This is a genomic window from Williamsia phyllosphaerae (assembly GCF_014635305.1).
GTDB classification, from domain to species: Bacteria; Actinomycetota; Actinomycetes; order Mycobacteriales; family Mycobacteriaceae; genus Williamsia_A; species Williamsia_A phyllosphaerae.
Map to the genome: position 1 here is coordinate 2572906 of NZ_BMCS01000001.1, position 16881 is coordinate 2589786.

Sequence of the window (16881 nt, forward strand, 5' to 3'; positions counted from 1 at the left end):
GGCTACCGGGTCTCCCTCTCAGGTATGAGGACAACGGTGGGTGCGTGGCTCTACGTTTGTCGGTGTGAGGATCTGGCGCAGGACACGGGACACGATCGGTACGCAGGTGCGGGCGCTGCCACTGGCGGCCGACCCGACCGTGCTCGCGTTCATCGGGCGCCGCGTGAACATCGCGTTCACCGTGGTCGCGCTCATCATGTTCTCCATCGCCTGGCCGACCCTGCCGCTGACGCACTCGGTCATCGGGATCCTGCTGCCGGTCGTCGCCGCCCTCGCAGCGTTCCCGGTCATGCTGGCGTGGGCCAATCCCATGCTGGGATGGGGGATCTCACTCATCTCGGCACTGCTCATCGGGGCGCTGTTCGATCGGGTCCACGAGTGGATGTGGACGGTTCAGGTCGTTCACATCATCGAGATGCTGGTCCTGGCGGCGATGGTGACGCTGCGGGGGCCGATCCGCTGGATCCCGCTGTACTGGTTGTGCACCTGCGCGGTGTTCGTGGTGGCCGCGCCGTCGGACACGGCGCTCGGCTGGGTGGTCGGTCTCACGATGCTCTTCGTGACCTGCTGGCTGCTGCGGGTGCTGCTGCGTTCGCGGCGCGAGCTCGCACACGAGACCGAACTCAAGGACGTCGCGGCGTCGCGGACCGCCGTGCTGGCTGAACGCGCCCGAATCGCCCGAGACCTGCACGACGTTGTCGCGCATCGGATGTCGGTGGTCGTCGTGGCCGCGCAGACCGCGAGATTCCGCGTCGACGGCGTCACCCCGGCCGCCGACGCCGAGTTCCAGTCGATCGCGGTGATGGCGCGCGAGGCGCTCGACGAGGTACGGCAGATGCTCGGTGTCCTCCGCGTGGACGGGGAGGTGAGCACCCAGGCACCCAACCCCGGGGTGGCCGAGATCGCCGACATCGTCGCCGCGACGCGCGGCGCGGGCATAACCGTCGACCTCCGATGGATCGGGGCCGCGCCGGAGACGGTGAACGAGGTCGTCGGCCTCACCGCGTATCGCATCGCGCAGGAGTGCCTGGCGAACGCGACGCGGCACGCCCCCGGCGCGCGGATCGACGTCGAGATCGCGATCGACGAGTCGTCGGTCCGGGTGACGGTGGTGAACCTCCTGGCCGACGTCGATGAGAAGGAGTCGTCGGGCGGGCACGGTATCCCCGGCATGAGCGAACGTGCCGAGGCCGTCGGCGGGGTCCTGGTCGCCGGTCCGGACGGTGTGGGGGCGTTCCGGGTGTCGGCGATGCTGCCCATGCGGTTGCCGGTCGCCGACGCGGCGATGGGCTGAGCCGGATGTCGACCACGGTGTTCATCGCCGACGACCAGGCGATGGTCCGTCAGGGTTTCGGGGCGTTGCTGGCCGCGCAGTCCGACATCTCGGTCATCGGCGACGCGGCCGACGGCGAGGCTGCCGTCGCGGGCATCCGCCGGCTGCGTCCCGACGTGGTGCTCATGGACGTCCGCATGCCGCACATGGACGGCCTCACCGCCGCCCGGGCGGTTCTCGCCGACACCACCACCGCCCCGAAGGTGTTGATGCTCACCACCTTCGACATCGACGACTACGTCTACGAGGCCCTGCGCATCGGGGCGTCGGGATTCATGCTCAAGGACGCCCCCGCCGATGAACTGGTCCGTGCGGTCCGGGTCGTCGCGGCCGGGGATGCTCTGCTGGCGCCGTCGGTGACGCGTCGGCTGATCGCGGAGGTGACCGGTCGCCGTCGGCCGCGGGCCGGAGGCTCGGCCGTACTCGCGCAGTTGACCGCCCGGGAGCGTGAGGTCCTCGAACAGGTCGCCGAGGCCAAGTCGAACGCCGAGATCGCCACGGCGCTGTTCGTCACCGAGCAGACGGTCAAGACACACGTCAGCAATGTGCTCGCCAAGCTGGGCCTGCGCGACCGTGCGCAGGCGGTCGTCTTCGCCTACGAGAACGGTGTGCGCTGACGCCGATCCGGCGACCGGCCGGCCTGCCTCAGATGGTGGGGTCGACCCCGGCCGTCATGCCGCCGTCGACGATGAACTCCGACCCCGTGGAGTAGGACGACTCGTCGCTGATCAGGAACACGATCATGGCGGCGACCTCCGCCGCCTCCGCCGATCGCCGCAGCGGGATCTTCACCATCCCGTCGGGGATGGTCTCGGTCATCGGCGTGCGGATGAGGCCGGGGTGCACCGAGTTGACCCGCACCTTGTGCGGCGCGAGTTCCAGTGCCGCGGACTTGGTGATGCCGCGTACCGCCCATTTCGAGGCGACGTAGCCATGGGCCCACGGGCTGCCCTGGAGTCCTTCCACCGACGACACGTTGATGATCGATCCACCGCCCGCGGCGATGATCGGGTCGGCGGCCGCCTGCATCCCGAGGAAGGTCCCGGTGAGGTTGACGTCGAGGATCTGCTGCCACTTGTCGAGCCGGAACTTCTGCAGCGTCGAGCCGTTGACGATCCCGGCGTTGTTGATCAATCCGGTCAGCGACCCGAAGGTCTCCGTCGCCGCCGACACCGCCGCGCTCCACTGCTCGGGCTGCGTCACGTCGAGATGGACGTAGCGGGCGGCGTCGCCGATGTCGGACGCCAGGGCGGCCCCCTCGTCGTCGAGGATGTCGCCGAGCACCACCGAGGCGCCCTCGGCGACCAGCGCGCGGGCGTGCGCAGCGCCCATGCCGCGGGCACCTCCGCTGATCAGGATCACTTTGCCGTCTACACGTCCCATGACTTCTTCGTTCCTCACTTGTTCACGTCGGCCGGCGCGCGGTAGACACCGCGGCTGGTGACCAGGGGCAGGTCGAGTGTGGTCCGTAGACCGGGTGCGGCCGCGATCACCGCGGGTATCGCGTTGACGATGCGGCCGGCGGCCGCGACGATCGCCGCGTGGTTGTGGTCGCCGTGCACGCTCGTGGGGCATATGTCGACGACGTAGGACGGTTCGCCGGTGATCTCCACCCGATAGGAACCGCCCGGCTGTGCCGACTGTGCCCAGTCCGGCCGCAGATCGTCACGGAGTCGGGTCACGTGCTCGACCACGATCGCGGCGTGGCCTCCGACCATCCCGCTGATGCGGAAACGCACCGCGGCGGTGGTGCCCGCGGCGATGTGTCCGGCCGAGACGTCGAAATCCTCGGGCGCGGGCTCCCTCTCGTTCTCGTCGACGATGTCGTCGACGGTGATGCCGAGTCCGTCGGCGAGCATCCGGATCGCCGATCCCCACGCCAGGCTGAGCACACCCGGTTGCAGGAACAGCGGGGGATCGTCGACCGGACTGCCGAAGCCCATCACGTCGAAGATGACCTCGGCGCCGTCGTAGGTGGCGTAGTCGGCGATCTCCATGCACGTGATCTGGGTGACGTTCTGGCAGGTGCTCGCCAGGGCGAGGGGGATGAGGTCGGTGGCGAAGCCCGGATCGACACCGGTGATGTACATGCTGGCGCCGCCTGCCCGCCCGGCGTTCTCGATGCGCTCGATCAGCTTGTCGGGCATGATCTCCCACGGATACTGCATGGTGACCGGGGCCGACCCGACCAGGTCGACGCCGGCCTCGAGAACGGCGAGACAGTCCTTCGTGGCCTCGCCCATGCGGGTGTCACCCATGGCGCAGTAGACGACGCACTCGGGTTCACTCGCCAGCACCGCATCGATCCCGCTGACCGCGCGGATCCCGGTGGTCACCTCGAGTCCGGCGAGTTCACCGGCGTCCCGACCGACCTTCTCCGGGGTGTGCACGCCGACGGCGACGACCTCGAAACGCGGGTCGTCGATGAGTTGCCGCAGGGCCAACCGGCCGACATTGCCGGTACCGACGTGGGCGACCCGGATGGGCATGGCTTCTCCTCGCGACGACCGGACGGCTGTACTCTGGACCAGACACTAGTCCAGACAGCTGATCGGTCAAGAGGGAACGGCAGAAGAGGGCGTGGGAGAACGTGGTGGGAGAGAGGGGGAGTGACCGCGCGGCGTAGCGGTCAGCGCCCGGGTTCGGGACGCGCCCACGGCGTGGGGAAACGTATCGAGGTCCGGCGCAGCACGGCCCAGACGGTGGGCCAGCCGTCGGTGAACACCGGTCGGGACCGACGGCGCAGGTGCACCGCGATCACCGCGATCAGGGTGGCCACGCCCGCACGACCCGACGCCGAGCCCAGGAACTCCGCGGCGTGCACCACCGGCTGCCAGAGCCACCGGATCACCGAGGTGAACACCTGCGTGCGTGTCTCGCTGCGCGGCACACCGTCGGCCTGTCGCTCCGAGTTGGCCTTGACGCCGGCGGCGGCGATGTCGGCTGCGGCCCAACAGCTGTCGGCGGGGCAGCTCCCGTGCATGCGGCGCACCAGCTGCGAGTCGAGCGCCCGCCGTGCCCACTGCCCCAGCGGTTGATCGGTGTCCGCGCTGTAGCGCAGCAGGTCGTAACCGAGGTCGTGGGTCTTGCAGGGCCCGTCGAAGGCCGCGGGCAGTGCGATCGGGGACGAGCATCCGCCGCCGGGGTTCGCGGGCACACCCAGGTCGACGACGGGTCGGTATCCCATCGTCGTGGCGAAGCCGGACGGGATCAGGGCCAGGGCGCGCTCCGGGTCGGGCCCGGTGAGTGCGGCGATGGCCGCGCCGGCCGGTGTGTCGTCACCGAGTCGGACGGCCGCGTCGATCTGGGTGGGGGTGCTGCTCCCGGACGCTCCCGACGCCGAGCGGACCGACATCGTCGCCGCCGAGGAGGTGGTCAGCACGGAGGTGACGATGAGCCCGGCGGCCACGATGATGACCGTGACCAGGAGTCGACCGATCGCCGCTCGTGCCGCGTCCGATCTCTTCATCCCCATCCCAACAACGTTACCGGTGGTATCGATACCCGTCTCGCCGTGGCATCTGTGTGAGGTCGGCGGGCGGGTGGGCGTCGCTTTACCTACATTGATAGGCGCACGGACCGCGAGCACAGCAGAGATCAGACGTTGCGAAGGGACCCGATCACGTGGGCAAGTTCGGCATTCTCACCTCCGGCGGCGACTGCCCCGGCCTGAACGCCGTCATCCGCGGTGCCGTCCTCAAGGGCGAGACGGTGTACGGACAGGAGTTCGTCGGGTTCCTCGACGGGTGGCGTGGCCTCATCGAGGGTGACGTGATGCCGCTCGACCGCAGTTCGGTGCGCGGCCTCGCCCGTGAGGGCGGAACCATCCTCGGCACCAGCCGGATCGGACCGTACAGCGAGCCCCGTGGCGGCGCCGAGAACATCAAGAAGGTCCTCGACGAGCTGGGCATCGACGGCGTGATCGCGATCGGTGGTGAGGGCACGGCGTCGGCGTCCAAGCGGTTGTTCGAGGACGGCATCAACATCGTGGGTGTTCCGAAGACCATCGACAACGACCTCGACGCCACCGACTACACGTTCGGATTCGACACCGCCGTCGAGATCGCCACCGAGGCCATCGACCGTCTCCGCACCACCGGCAACTCGCACAAGCGCTGCATGGTGCTGGAGGTGATGGGTCGCCACGCGGGGTGGATCGCGCTGTACTCGGGCATCGCCGGCGGTGCCCACGCGATCCTCATCCCCGAACAACCCGAGAGCCTCAACCAGATCTGCGCGTGGGTCACCAGCGTCAAGAACCGCGGACGTTCGCCCATGGTGGTCGTCGCCGAGGGCTTCACCCTCCCGGAGATGGACCAGGCGCATTCCACCAAGGGCGTCGACGGGTTCAACCGGCCGCGCCTGGGCGGGATCGCGGAGGTGCTGGCCCCGTTGATCGAGGAACGCACGGGCATCGAGACCCGGTCGACGGTGCTCGGGCACATTCAGCGGGGTGGATCCCCGACCGGTTTCGACCGCGTCCTCGCGACCCGACTCGGGATGGCGGTGACGGACCTCGTCGCCGACAAGCACTGGGGCCACATGGTGGCGCTGCGTGGGACGGCCATCGTCCGGGTCGACTTCGGCGAGGCCCTGGCGAACCACAAGACCGTCCCGCAGGACCAGTATCAGGAGATCCGCGTCATCTTCGGATGAGCGTCGGCGTGATCAGTCGCGCGGGATGACGATCCACAACGCGAGGTAGACGAGGAACTGCGGTCCCGGCAGCACGATCGACAGGACGAACAGCAACCGGACCAGTCCGGCGCTCAGGCCGAAGCGCTCGGCGATACCGCCGCACACGCCACCGAACCACGATTGGGTGCGCGACCGGCGCAGTCGGGGAGATCGGCCGGACGGGACGGGTGAGTTGTAGGACATGAGGGCTCCTGGGGTCGGGGGGGTGGACCACCGACGGTAGAGATCCGCCCGTCGGGCGGCATCGGTGATCGCCCTGATCTCGACCCTGGAATCGGGCCGGGGAGTGCCGGGCCGCTCCACGATCACCCCCGGCATAAACTGGTGTGCATGACTGCTCCGACCGCCGACCTGATCGACTACGACGACGTCATCGCCGAGTTCAACCCGGTCCTGGGCCTCGAGGTGCACGTCGAGTTGGGTACCGCGACCAAGATGTTCTGCGGCTGCCCGACCGAGTTCGGGGCCGAGCCCAACACCCAGGTCTGCCCGGTGTGCATCGGACTACCCGGGTCGCTGCCGGTCGTCAACGCCGCCGCCGTCGAGTCGGCCATCCGCATCGGGCTCGCGTTGAACTGCACGGTCCGTCCGTCCAGCCAGTTCGCGCGCAAGAACTACTTCTATCCCGATCAGCCGAAGAACTACCAGATCTCCCAGTACGACGAACCGATCGTCTACGACGGTCACCTCGACGTCGTCCTCGCCGACGGCACGCCGTGGCGGATCGAGATCGAGCGTGCCCACATGGAGGAGGACACCGGCAAGTCGCTGCACATCGGCGGTGCCGGCCGTATCCACGGCGCGAGCCATTCGCTGCTCGACTACAACCGCGCGGGCGTCCCCCTCGTCGAGATCGTGACCCGGCCGATCGAGGGGACCGGGGCACGTGCCCCCGAGGTCGCCCGGGCCTACGTCACCGCGCTCCGCGACCTGCTCAAGGCGCTCGACGTGTCCGACGTGCGCATGGACCAGGGTTCGCTGCGCTGTGACGCCAACGTGTCGCTGATGGCCAAGGACGCGACCGAGTTCGGAACGCGCACCGAGACGAAGAACGTGAACTCGCTGCGCAGTGTGGAGGTCGCGGTCCGCCACGAGATGCGCAGGCAGGCCGCCATCCTGCGGGCCGGCGGCGAGATCATCCAGGAGACCCGGCACTTCCAGGAGTCCGACGGCACGACGCTGGCGGGTCGTCGCAAGGAGACCGCCGAGGACTACCGCTACTTCCCCGAGCCCGATCTGGCCCCGGTGCAACCGGATCCGGCGTGGATCGAGCAGTTGGCGACCACGATGCCGGAGATGCCGTGGCTGCGTCGCGCGCGGATCCAACAGGAGTGGGGCGTCTCCGACGAGGTGATGCGTGACCTGATGAACGTCGGTGCCGTCGACCTGATCATCGCGACCGTCGACGCCGGCGCCCCGGCCGAGGCGTCGCGCAGCTGGTGGGTCAGTTTCCTTGCGCAGCAGGCCAACACGCGGGAGGTGGAGTTGGCCGACCTGCCGATCACGCCTGCTCAGGTGGCGTCGGTCATCGCCCTGGTCGAGGCGGGCAAGCTCACCAACAAACTGGCCCAGCAGGTCATCGTCGCCGTGCTCGACGGCGAGGGTGAGCCGGAGGCGATCGTCGCCGACCGTGGGCTCGAGGTCGTCCGTGACGACTCGGCACTGCAGAAGGCGGTCGACGAGGCCCTGGCCGCGAACCCCGACATCGCCGAGAAGATCCGTTCGGGCAAGGTCGCCGCGGCCGGCAAGATCGTCGGCGACGTCATGAAGGCGACTCGCGGGCAGGCCGATCCGGCGCGGGTGAAGGAACTGGTCCTCGCGTCCTGCAGCTGAGGACCCTAGAGCCCGACCACCCTAGAGCCGACTCTGTGAGGCGTTGGGTGGCATGAACCGCACGACGCGGTCATCGGTCGGTCCCGGCCGGCCCACCTGCTTGTTGATCGTGCCGACCTGGAAGACACCCGACGCCGAGGCGGCCATCCGGCCGAAGGCTCCGTAGCGCTTCTCCAGGACGACGACCGGCGGCTCGACGGTCGGTCGCTCGCGGGTCGGCGCGCTCAACATCTCGACGCGCTGCGTGCGGGCGGTCGAGATCACGACACTGCCGTTCGCCGCGGCACACCCCGAGATGCCGGGGCGGTCGGGCCACGTCCACAGCGGCCGCAGGGTGCCGGTGGTGTCGATGATCTGCAGGCGGTCCTCGGTGGGCGCACGGTCGGTGAGGTAGAGGCTGCCGTCGGCCGCGTCGGAACAGATGACCGCGTTGGCACCCAGCCCGGAGGCCAACACTCGTGGCGGGGCGGTGCTGCCGCTGTTCAACGCGGTCACCGAGAGCAGCTTGCCCGCGAGTGACGACGGATTCGCCGCCGCGGCCGGATCGCCGGCGTCGCCGGTGGCGACGATGAGTTCGGTCGGTGACTTGAAATGGATGGACCCGACGTTGCCGGTCGCACCCTTCGGTATCCCGGTGAGGATCGGCTTCGGGGTGTCGCCGGGGGCGATGCGCACGACGCGGTTGTCCGACGCGGTGGAGATGTAGGCGTAGATCAGCTGGTCCTGCTCGAAGGTCGGCGAGGGGGCGAAGTCCATCAGGCCGCCGTCGGAGTCGGCGTCGACAGGGACGGTGCCGACGATGCGTCGGGGGCCGTTGCGTCGGGTGGAGATGATCTGGCCGGTGGTGCGTTCGGCGACGACCGTCGACTCGCCCTGGGCGTCGCCGGCGGTGACCGCGCTGGTCGCGCCGAGGCAGGTCGCGATGACGGCGGGGTCGGGATCGACGCAGGGACCGGTCGGTGGCGGCTGGTCGGGGTTGTTCGACGGGCTCGACGGCGGGGCGGGGGTGGGGATGACCGGTGTCAGGCTGTTCGGGGAGAAATCACCCGCTGACCGCGCTCGATCCTCGTCGCCGAAGTCGGCGCACCCTGCCCCGACGAGCATGAGGGAGGTCGCGGCCAGCGCCACGGCGGTGACGCGGAAACGGCGCGCGGCGTCGAACATGCGCCCAGCCTACTGATGACTCCCGAACACACCCGGCGCGCTGGCCTCGCGCAGCGCTACGAGGCGGGATTCTCCGCATAGGGTGATGCGCGTGAGTGAACGAGATCGTGACCAGCGGCCCCAGGGGTCGAGTCCCTACGACGAGCCGACCGAGACGTTCCGCGTCCCGCAGGATCCGCCGGGTCCGGCCGACGCCGACACCGGTGTCTACGGCTATCAGCCGTACCGCCGCGGCGATCGCGACGACTCGTCGGCGGAGACGGTCCGCGGGTCGATCGCCGACGGCGAGCCCGGTCACCTCACGGCGTCGGCCGGTGAACGGGCCTCGGGCGAGCGTCCCTACTGGGGAGACGACGACGCACCGGCGGAGACCACCGCGCTGCCTGCGCAGGGCGGCTCCGACACCGCCAAGTCCGACAGGGCGACGTCCGACACCGCGAAGTCCGACACCGGGAAGTCCGATCCCGCCCCGAAGACGGCGGCCATCCCGGCGGTCGACCGCGACGACTTCCACCGCGAGCACAACCGGCGCGCCTACATGGACACCGACACCTACGACGACGACACCGACACCCAGGTGTTCGCCCCGCGGGCCGGCCAGACGCGCGACGACTTCCGTGACGACGACTTCGACGACGAGACACGTGGACTCGAGTCAGAGTCGGGTGGGCGGTTCTCCCGTCGACGCAAGCGAGCCGATCCGACCCTCGTCGCCGACGAACTCGCCGAGGCGACCAAGGCGGGGCGTCGCGGCACCACCGACCTCGGCCTGCTCGTGCTGCGTGTGGCGGTCGGTCTGATCGCGATGGCCCACGGTGCGCAGAAGCTCTTCGGATGGTGGAACGGACCGCGACTCAGCGGATTCGAGGACTTCCTGCTCAACTCGCCCAACCCCGACATCGGGTTCGGTGGCGACGCCGCCAAACCGCTGGCCATCGTCGGTGCGCTGTCGGAGTCGCTGGGCGGTCTGATGCTCGTGCTGGGTCTGCTGACGCCGATCGCCGGGTCGGCGGTCCTGGGCGTGATGATCATCGCGGCGACCTACAAGGCGACCCTGGCGGGCGGCGTGTGGTTCTTCGCCGCAGGCCAGAACGGTCCGGGTATCGAGTACGAGGTCTTCCTCGGTATCGCCGCAGCGGTCATCATCCTGGTCGGACCGGGCCGGATCGCCCTCGACTTCGGACGCGGTTGGTCGACGCGGCCCTACATCGGGTCGGTGGCGTGGCTGGTGGTGGGTATCGCGGCACCCGTGGCCATCTGGATCGTGTTCAACGGGACCAACCCCTTCCAGTCACCCGGTAACCCTCCCGTTCAGTAGCGTGAGGTGATGGTGCGGTCATGAACGCCATCGGGGACGTCATCGGGAACTACTGGTGGTTGGTGTTCCCGTTCAGCGGAGCGATATTCGGTGGGTTCCGTGCGGTCGGCGCAGCCAACGCGCGGCGTGTCGACCGTCGCCAGGAGCGCTTTCGCCTCAAGCAGCAGGCGAAGATCGCCGCGGCCGAGGCGCGGGGCGAGCAACGTGTGGATCGTGAGGCCGAGACGCGGGCGATGTCGAAGGTGCTCGCCGAGCACGACGAGGTCGATCGGCGGTGGTTCGCCTACGAGACCGACGTGCTCAACCTGCTCGAGTTCCCGATGATGACCGACATGCGCGATCCGCTGACGACCGCGTTCCACCGGGCCAAGCGCGGCGCGGACTCGCTGCGGCCCGACACCGCAAGCGATCTCGTCGGCAATCGCATCGCCCAAAACACCTACCGCGGCGCCGTGCACGACTACGGCGTCGCGTTCGATGTCGCCGAGTCCGAGGCGAAACGTCGTCGTCAGGGTGATTTCAGCGACGCCGAACAGCATCGGCTGACCCGGGCGCAGAGCCTGCTGCGGATGGCGATGGACTCCGCGTCGACGCCGCAGGAACGGCAGAGCGCCTACCGCAGGGCCCGCGAAGAGCTCGACGGGCTGGTGTCGCTCCCGGTGGTGGCCTACGCGCAGATCGAGCGCGGCGTGGCCGGCGAACTCGAGGCCTGAGCGACGGCCGGGGTCACTCCCCGGTGAAGTTCGGCGGCCGCTTCTCGAAGACCGCGCTGATGCCCTCGGTGAGATCCTCGGACGGCAGGAACGCCGCGTTCCACGCGGCGACATAACGCAGACCGTCGGCGACGATGCCCACGCGCTCACGGTCGAGCACGTCCTTGACGCCCTGCACCACCAGCGGGGGATTCGCGGCGATCTCCCGCGCGGTGCGATGTGCCGCGGCCACCGCGGCCTCGGCGTCGTCGAACACCTCGTTGACCAGATTGATCTTCGCGGCGCGTGCGGCGTCGATGTCCTTGCCGGTGTAGGCCAGCTCGCGGAGGTGACCGTCGCCGATGATGGTCGGGAGTCGTTGCAGCGAACCGATGTCGGCCACGATCCCGATCTTCGCCTCGCGGACGCTGAACTTGGCGTCTGCGGCGGCGTAGCGGATGTCGGCGGCGGCGATGAGGTCGACGCCACCGCCGATGCACCAGCCCTGCACGGCCGCCACGACCGGGACGCGACTGTCGGCGACGGCGGTGACCGCAGCCTGCATTGATTTCACCGTGGTGTGGAACCGGGAGCGCGGGCCGGCCAGGGCGCGGTCAGCCATCAACGGCAGGAAGTCTCCACCCATCTCGGCGAGGTCCAGACCGAACGAGAAGTGCTTGCCCGCCGCGGCGAGCACGACCGCGCGCACCTGCGGATCGCCGTCGAGCTCGGCGAAGATCAACGGCAGCTCACGCCAGAAGTCGCGACCCATGGCGTTGCCCTTGCCGGGCCCGATCAACGTCACCTGGGCGACGTGGTCGGTGATGTCGATGGTGAATGCGTTCCACTCGGTCATCCCGGCAGCCTATCGATCCCCTCGGTGGGTCCGGCGCCCTACTCCGCGACGATCACGATCTTGCCCACGACCGTCCCGGACTCCGACCGCGTGTGGGCCTCGCGCAGCGTGTCGACACCGATGGGGGACAGGGTGGTCGTCGCGGTGGACCGGATGGTGCCCGCGTCGACGAGTCGGGCGATCTCGGTCAGCAGACGGTGCTGGCTGTCGTCGGTCGGTGTGTACAGCGGGCGGCTGAACATCAACTCCCAGTGCCAGGTCTGGCTCTTGGACTTCAGCGGAAGCAGGTCGAGCCCCTCGGGCTCGTCGATGGCCACGACCGCACCGCCCACGCCCATGATCGCGGCGTAGGTCTCGACGTTGCCTGCCGAGTAGGGCGAGAAGATGTGGTCGACACCGTCGGGGGCGATGGCCGGTACCGCGGTCCCCAACTCCTTCGGGTCGACGATGTGGTGGGCACCGAGATCGGTTGCCCACTGCGATGATTCGGGTCGGCTCGCGGTCGCGATCACGGTGACCGATGTGAGTGCACGGGCCAACTGGATGATCATCGAGCCGACCCCGCCCGCGCCGCCGACGACGAGCAGTACGCCGTCGCTCGCCGACGTCAGACGCAGTCGATCGAAGAGGGTCTCCCACGCGGTGATGCCGGTGAGTGGCAGGGCGGCGGCGTCACCGAACGACAGCGAGGTGGGCTTGGCGGCCACGATGTGCTCGTCGACGAGCTGATACGCGGCGTTGCTCCCGGACCGGTTGATAACCCCGGCGTAGAAGACCTCGTCGCCGACGGCGAACCGGCTCACCGAATCGCCGACGGCGACAACCGTTCCCGCCGCGTCGAACCCGAGGATCTTGGGAGAGTCGTCGGCGTCGAACGACGAGCGGACCTTGTGGTCGACCGGGTTCACCGACACCGCGCGAACCTCGACGAGCAGGTCGTGCGGCCGGATATCACCGATCGGGACCTCGACCTCGACGAAGGAATCGGCGGCGTCGGCAGGTCCCGGGCGCAGGGAGGCGATGGCGTGGGTGGTCGTGGGTGCGTTCATGCCCCCACGGTAAATCTACGGCCGTGGTTACCCGCAAGGGTTATTGGTATCCGAGGGGAACCGATACAGTTCAGAGGCCTTTCGACGAGAACAGAGGACCTGATGCCCACGACCGTGGAACCACACTTCGGCGACGCCTACTCGGCGAGTTGCCCATGTCGTCCGATGCTCGACCTGCTGGCCGACAAGTGGAGCGCGTTGATACTCGGCGCGCTCGAGGACGGTCCGATGCGGTTCGGTGAGATCCGGACTCGGCTGGACGGGATCAGTCCCAAGGTGCTCACCGCGGCGTTGCGCCGCCTGGAACGGCACGAGTTGCTGACGCGGACCGTGATCCCGGCCGTCCCGTTACACGTCGAGTACGAGCTCACCGAGCTCGGCCAGGATGCCTGTGTTCCGTTGGCGGCATTGCGGACCTGGGTGGAGACGAATCTCCCGCGGTTCGTCGCGCCCGCACCGCTGGGGGCCTGATGTCGCTTCGCCCACCGTTGCGACCGCGGTGATCGCAAGCGTTGTCGAGCCGGGTGCGGATCCGTAGAACTGCTGTCATGCCTCGTCAACTCCACCTGGGCGGCTTCCAGATCGCCTCGCACGTAACGCATTCACACGCCGCCTGGCGCCACCCCGCCTCGGACCCGAACTTCTTGTCCGCGGAGTACTACCACCGCGTCGCCCGCACGCTCGAGCGCGGGAAGTTCGACTTCATCTTCTTCGCCGACCTGCTGGCCACCCCCACGAACTACGGCACCGGCATCGACGTGTCGCTGAGTCGGGGTACGCAGGCGAGCGCGACGCTGGATCCGTCCCTGGTCGCCGCGAGCATCGCCGCCGTGACCACCAAGCTCGGTGTCGCGATAACCAAGTCGACCACGTACTTCCACCCCTACGAGGTCGCCCGCATCTTCGCGAGCCTCGATCACCTCTCGCGCGGTCGGGTCGCCTGGAACATCGTCACCTCGCTGTCGTCGGCCGAGGCCGTCAACTTCGGAGCCGCCGAGCACCTCGCGCACGACGAGCGGTACGTACGCGCCCAGGAGTTCGTGGAGACGGCGCTGGCACTGTGGTCCAGCTGGGATTCCGACGCCCTGGTCCAGGACAAGGTGGGCGGCGTGTTCGCCGATCCCGACAAGGTTCACGCCATCGACCACGACGGTGAGTACTTCCGGGTGCAGGGGCCGCTGAACGTGCCCCGCTCGCCGCAGGGCCGACCGGTCCTGATCCAGGCCGGATCGTCGGACAGGGGCAAGGATTTCGCCGCCCAATGGGCCGAGGCGATCTTCGAGATCGACCCCACCCCGGAGGGTCGCCGCGCCTACTACGACGACGTGAAGTCGCGTGCGGTGAACTACGGTCGCCGACCCGAGGACGTCAAGATCCTGCCGTCCTTCATCCCGTTCATCGGTGAGACCGAGTCGATCGCCCGCGAGAAGCAGGCGTTCCACAACGAACTGGCCGACCCCATCTCGGGACTCATCACGCTCTCGGTGCACACCAACCACGACTTCTCGACCTACGATCTCGACGCGCCGGTCGAGGACATCGAGGTCAGTGGCACGCAGGGTCTGTTCGACGTGGCCCGCCGGTTGAGTGAGCGGGACAGTCTCACGCTGCGCGACATCGGCAAGCTGTACGCGCAGGGTGTCCTGCTACCTCAGTTCGTCGGCACGGCAAGCGATGTGGCCGACGAGATCGAGGCGGGGTTCACCGGGGGAGAGGCCGACGGGTACATCCTCTCGGCCGCGCAGTCGCCGGGTACGTTCGACGACTTCGTCGACTACGTGGTGCCGGAACTGCAGCGGCGCGGCCTGTTCCGCACCGAGTACACCACCGACACCCTGCGCGAGCACCTCGACCTGTCGCCGGTGACCTTTGACGACCCGGGTGCCCGGTTGGTCGCCGTCGGACGCTGAGATCGTCCGAATACAGGACCGCCGTGGGCTATACGTCCACGGCGACCCCACAGACGGACGATCTCAGTCGGTAGGACCTGATGAGATCTCAGTCGACCCGGCGGACGGCGCCCTTGTCGGCGGAGGTGGCGAGCTTGGCGTAGGCGCGCAGCGCGGTGGTGACCTTGCGCTCGCGCTCGGCCCGCGGCTGCCACGGCCGCTCGGAGGCCTCCATCTTGGCGCGACGTTCGAGCAGCACCTCGTCGTCGACGAGGACCTTCAGCTGCCGTGTCTTCACGTCGATGAGGATGGGGTCGCCGTCCTCGACGAGACCGATGACCCCGCCCGCGGCGGCCTCCGGGGAGACGTGCCCGACCGACAGCCCCGACGAGCCGCCGGAGAAGCGCCCGTCGGTCACCAGCGCGCATTTCTTGCCCATGCCGGTGCCCTTCATGAACGCGGTCGGGTGCAGCATCTCCTGCATCCCCGGCCCGCCTGCGGGTCCCTCGTAGCGGACCACCAGGACCTCACCGGCCTGGATGGTCTTGCTGAGGATCACCTGCACGGCCTCGTCCTGGCTCTCGACGACGCGCGCGGGACCCTCGAAATGCCACAGTTCCTCGTCGATACCCGCCGTCTTGAGGACCGCGCCGTCTTCGGCGATGTTGCCGCGGAGCACGCAGAGCCCGCCCTCGGCCGTGTAGGCGTGCGCGAGATCCCGGATGCAGCCCTCGGCGGCATCGGTGTCGAGCGATTTCCAGCGGTTCGCGGTGGAGAACGGGGTGGTGGTGCGGACCCCGCCGGGGGCGGCGTGGAACAGCTCGAACGCCTCGTCGAGGGCGCGGCCACTTCGGATGTCCCAGTCGTCGAGGAACTGGGCCATGGTCGGTGAGTGCACCGTGCTGGTGGTGTCGTCGAGCAGGTTCGCGCGACGCAGTTCACCGAGGATGGCCGGGATTCCGCCTGCCCGGTGCACGTCCTCCATGTGGTAATCCGAGTTCGGGGCGACCTTCGACAGGCACGCGACCGATCGGCTGATCTCGTCGATGACGTCGAGGTCGAAGTCGGCGACCTCACCTTCCTGCGCCGCGGCGAGGACGTGCAGGACCGTGTTGGTCGAGCCGCCCATGGCGACGTCGAGCGCCATCGCGTTGCGGAACGCCGCCGAGGTGGCGATGCTGCGCGGCAGGACCGACTCGTCGTCGTCACGGTAGAACCGGGTGGCGGCGTCGACGATGACCGTGCCGGCCCGACTGAACAGCGCGCGACGGGCCTCGTGGGTGGCGAGGGTGGAGCCGTTGCCGGGCAGGGCGAGTCCGAGTGCCTCGGTGAGGCAGTTCATCGAGTTGGCGGTGAACATGCCCGAGCACGAACCGCAGGTCGGGCAGGCGGCTTCCTCGACGGCCTTGAGGGCCTCGTCGTCGACCGCGTCGTTGGCCGACGCCGAGATCGTGGTGATGAGATCGGACGACGGGTGCACCACGTCGCCGACGACGACGGACTTGCCCGCCTCCATCGGTCCGCCCGAGACGAAGACCGTGGGGACGTTCAGGCGCATCGCGGCGTTGAGCATCCCGGGAGTGATCTTGTCGCAGTTGGAGATACACACCAGCGCGTCGGCGGTGTGGGCGTTGACCATGTACTCCACCGAGTCCGAGATGATCTCGCGGCTGGGCAGTGAGTACAGCATCCCGTCGTGTCCCATCGCGATGCCGTCGTCGACGGCGATGGTGTGGAACTCACGCGGGACGCCGCCCGCGGCGCGGACCGCCTCGGCCACGATCTCGCCGACGTTCTTGAGGTGCACGTGACCCGGCACGAACTGAGTGTACGAGTTGGCAATGGCCACAATGGGTTTGCCGAAGTCCTCGTCGGTCATCCCGGTGGCGCGCCACAGGGATCGTGCTCCGGATGCGTTGCGTCCGTGAGTGGTGGTCCGAGACCTCAACGGCGGCATGGTGTACCTCGATCGACTGGTGGGTCGCGCAGCGGGCGGGCAGCGTCCCGACTACGCATCTGCGCCGGCCAGCGTACTCCCGCTCGACGAGG

The 16881-nt window shown here is 68.8% G+C and carries 16 protein-coding genes; 8 read left to right on the forward strand and 8 right to left on the reverse strand.

What is annotated here, in order from left to right:
* The first annotated feature begins 64 nt into the window (after nucleotides 1–64).
* Complete coding sequence (locus IEV93_RS12025; protein ID WP_188489930.1) at nucleotides 65–1294, forward strand: sensor histidine kinase; 1230 nt, start codon at nucleotides 65–67, stop codon at nucleotides 1292–1294.
* A gap of 5 nt (nucleotides 1295–1299) precedes the next feature.
* Complete coding sequence (locus IEV93_RS12030) at nucleotides 1300–1950, forward strand: response regulator (protein WP_188489932.1); 651 nt, start codon at nucleotides 1300–1302, stop codon at nucleotides 1948–1950.
* 28 nt (nucleotides 1951–1978) lie between these two features.
* On the opposite strand, the gene IEV93_RS12035 is transcribed toward IEV93_RS12030, so the two are convergent.
* From IEV93_RS12035 to IEV93_RS12045, 3 genes are all read right to left on the reverse strand, one after another.
* The gene (locus tag IEV93_RS12035; RefSeq protein ID WP_188489934.1) at nucleotides 1979–2716 is read right to left on the reverse strand and encodes an SDR family oxidoreductase; all 738 of its coding nucleotides are present in this window, start codon (nucleotides 2714–2716) and stop codon (nucleotides 1979–1981) included.
* 14 nt (nucleotides 2717–2730) lie between these two features.
* Complete coding sequence (locus IEV93_RS12040; protein WP_188489935.1) at nucleotides 2731–3822, reverse strand: NAD(P)H-dependent amine dehydrogenase family protein; 1092 nt, start codon at nucleotides 3820–3822, stop codon at nucleotides 2731–2733.
* Nucleotides 3823–3962: 140 nt separating this feature from the next.
* Nucleotides 3963–4808, reverse strand: coding sequence for a hypothetical protein (locus tag IEV93_RS12045; RefSeq protein WP_188489936.1), 846 nt, complete (start codon nucleotides 4806–4808; stop codon nucleotides 3963–3965).
* 149 nt (nucleotides 4809–4957) lie between these two features.
* On the opposite strand from IEV93_RS12045, the gene IEV93_RS12050 reads away from it, so the two are divergent.
* The gene (locus IEV93_RS12050; RefSeq protein ID WP_188489937.1) at nucleotides 4958–5989 is read left to right on the forward strand and encodes a 6-phosphofructokinase; all 1032 of its coding nucleotides are present in this window, start codon (nucleotides 4958–4960) and stop codon (nucleotides 5987–5989) included.
* Between the two features lie 12 nt (nucleotides 5990–6001).
* On the opposite strand, the gene IEV93_RS12055 is transcribed toward IEV93_RS12050, so the two are convergent.
* A complete protein-coding gene (locus tag IEV93_RS12055; protein ID WP_188489938.1) occupies nucleotides 6002–6214 on the reverse strand; it encodes a PspC domain-containing protein in 213 nt (70 codons plus the stop codon).
* A 147-nt stretch (nucleotides 6215–6361) separates the two neighbouring features.
* On the opposite strand from IEV93_RS12055, the gene gatB reads away from it, so the two are divergent.
* Nucleotides 6362–7864 (forward strand): Asp-tRNA(Asn)/Glu-tRNA(Gln) amidotransferase subunit GatB, encoded by a 1503-nt coding sequence (gene gatB, locus IEV93_RS12060; protein WP_188489939.1) that lies wholly within the window; start codon nucleotides 6362–6364, stop codon nucleotides 7862–7864.
* A gap of 21 nt (nucleotides 7865–7885) precedes the next feature.
* On the opposite strand, the gene IEV93_RS12065 is transcribed toward gatB, so the two are convergent.
* Complete coding sequence (locus IEV93_RS12065; RefSeq protein WP_188489940.1) at nucleotides 7886–9028, reverse strand: PQQ-dependent sugar dehydrogenase; 1143 nt, start codon at nucleotides 9026–9028, stop codon at nucleotides 7886–7888.
* A 91-nt stretch (nucleotides 9029–9119) separates the two neighbouring features.
* Here IEV93_RS12065 and IEV93_RS12070 point away from each other — a divergent pair, with 91 nt between their 5' ends.
* The gene (locus tag IEV93_RS12070) at nucleotides 9120–10346 is read left to right on the forward strand and encodes a DoxX family protein (RefSeq protein WP_229705061.1); all 1227 of its coding nucleotides are present in this window, start codon (nucleotides 9120–9122) and stop codon (nucleotides 10344–10346) included.
* Nucleotides 10347–10366: 20 nt separating this feature from the next.
* Nucleotides 10367–11059 (forward strand): hypothetical protein, encoded by a 693-nt coding sequence (locus tag IEV93_RS12075; protein WP_188489942.1) that lies wholly within the window; start codon nucleotides 10367–10369, stop codon nucleotides 11057–11059.
* Between the two features lie 13 nt (nucleotides 11060–11072).
* Here IEV93_RS12075 and IEV93_RS12080 read toward each other — a convergent pair whose 3' ends face one another.
* Entirely contained in the window at nucleotides 11073–11894 is an 822-nt protein-coding gene (locus IEV93_RS12080; protein ID WP_188489943.1) for a crotonase/enoyl-CoA hydratase family protein, read from the reverse strand.
* 38 nt (nucleotides 11895–11932) lie between these two features.
* Nucleotides 11933–12943, reverse strand: coding sequence for a zinc-binding alcohol dehydrogenase family protein (locus tag IEV93_RS12085; RefSeq protein ID WP_188489944.1), 1011 nt, complete (start codon nucleotides 12941–12943; stop codon nucleotides 11933–11935).
* A gap of 102 nt (nucleotides 12944–13045) precedes the next feature.
* Between IEV93_RS12085 and IEV93_RS12090 the strand changes: the two genes are divergently transcribed.
* Nucleotides 13046–13414 (forward strand): winged helix-turn-helix transcriptional regulator, encoded by a 369-nt coding sequence (locus IEV93_RS12090; RefSeq protein ID WP_229705062.1) that lies wholly within the window; start codon nucleotides 13046–13048, stop codon nucleotides 13412–13414.
* Between the two features lie 77 nt (nucleotides 13415–13491).
* Nucleotides 13492–14853 carry an LLM class flavin-dependent oxidoreductase gene (locus tag IEV93_RS12095; protein ID WP_188489945.1) on the forward strand — a complete coding sequence of 454 codons (1362 nt, stop codon included), beginning with the start codon at nucleotides 13492–13494 and terminating at the stop codon, nucleotides 14851–14853.
* A gap of 88 nt (nucleotides 14854–14941) precedes the next feature.
* Here the strand turns inward: IEV93_RS12095 and ilvD are convergent, their stop codons facing one another.
* The gene (gene ilvD / locus IEV93_RS12100) at nucleotides 14942–16789 is read right to left on the reverse strand and encodes a dihydroxy-acid dehydratase (RefSeq protein WP_188489946.1); all 1848 of its coding nucleotides are present in this window, start codon (nucleotides 16787–16789) and stop codon (nucleotides 14942–14944) included.
* Nucleotides 16790–16881: the final 92 nt, after the last annotated feature.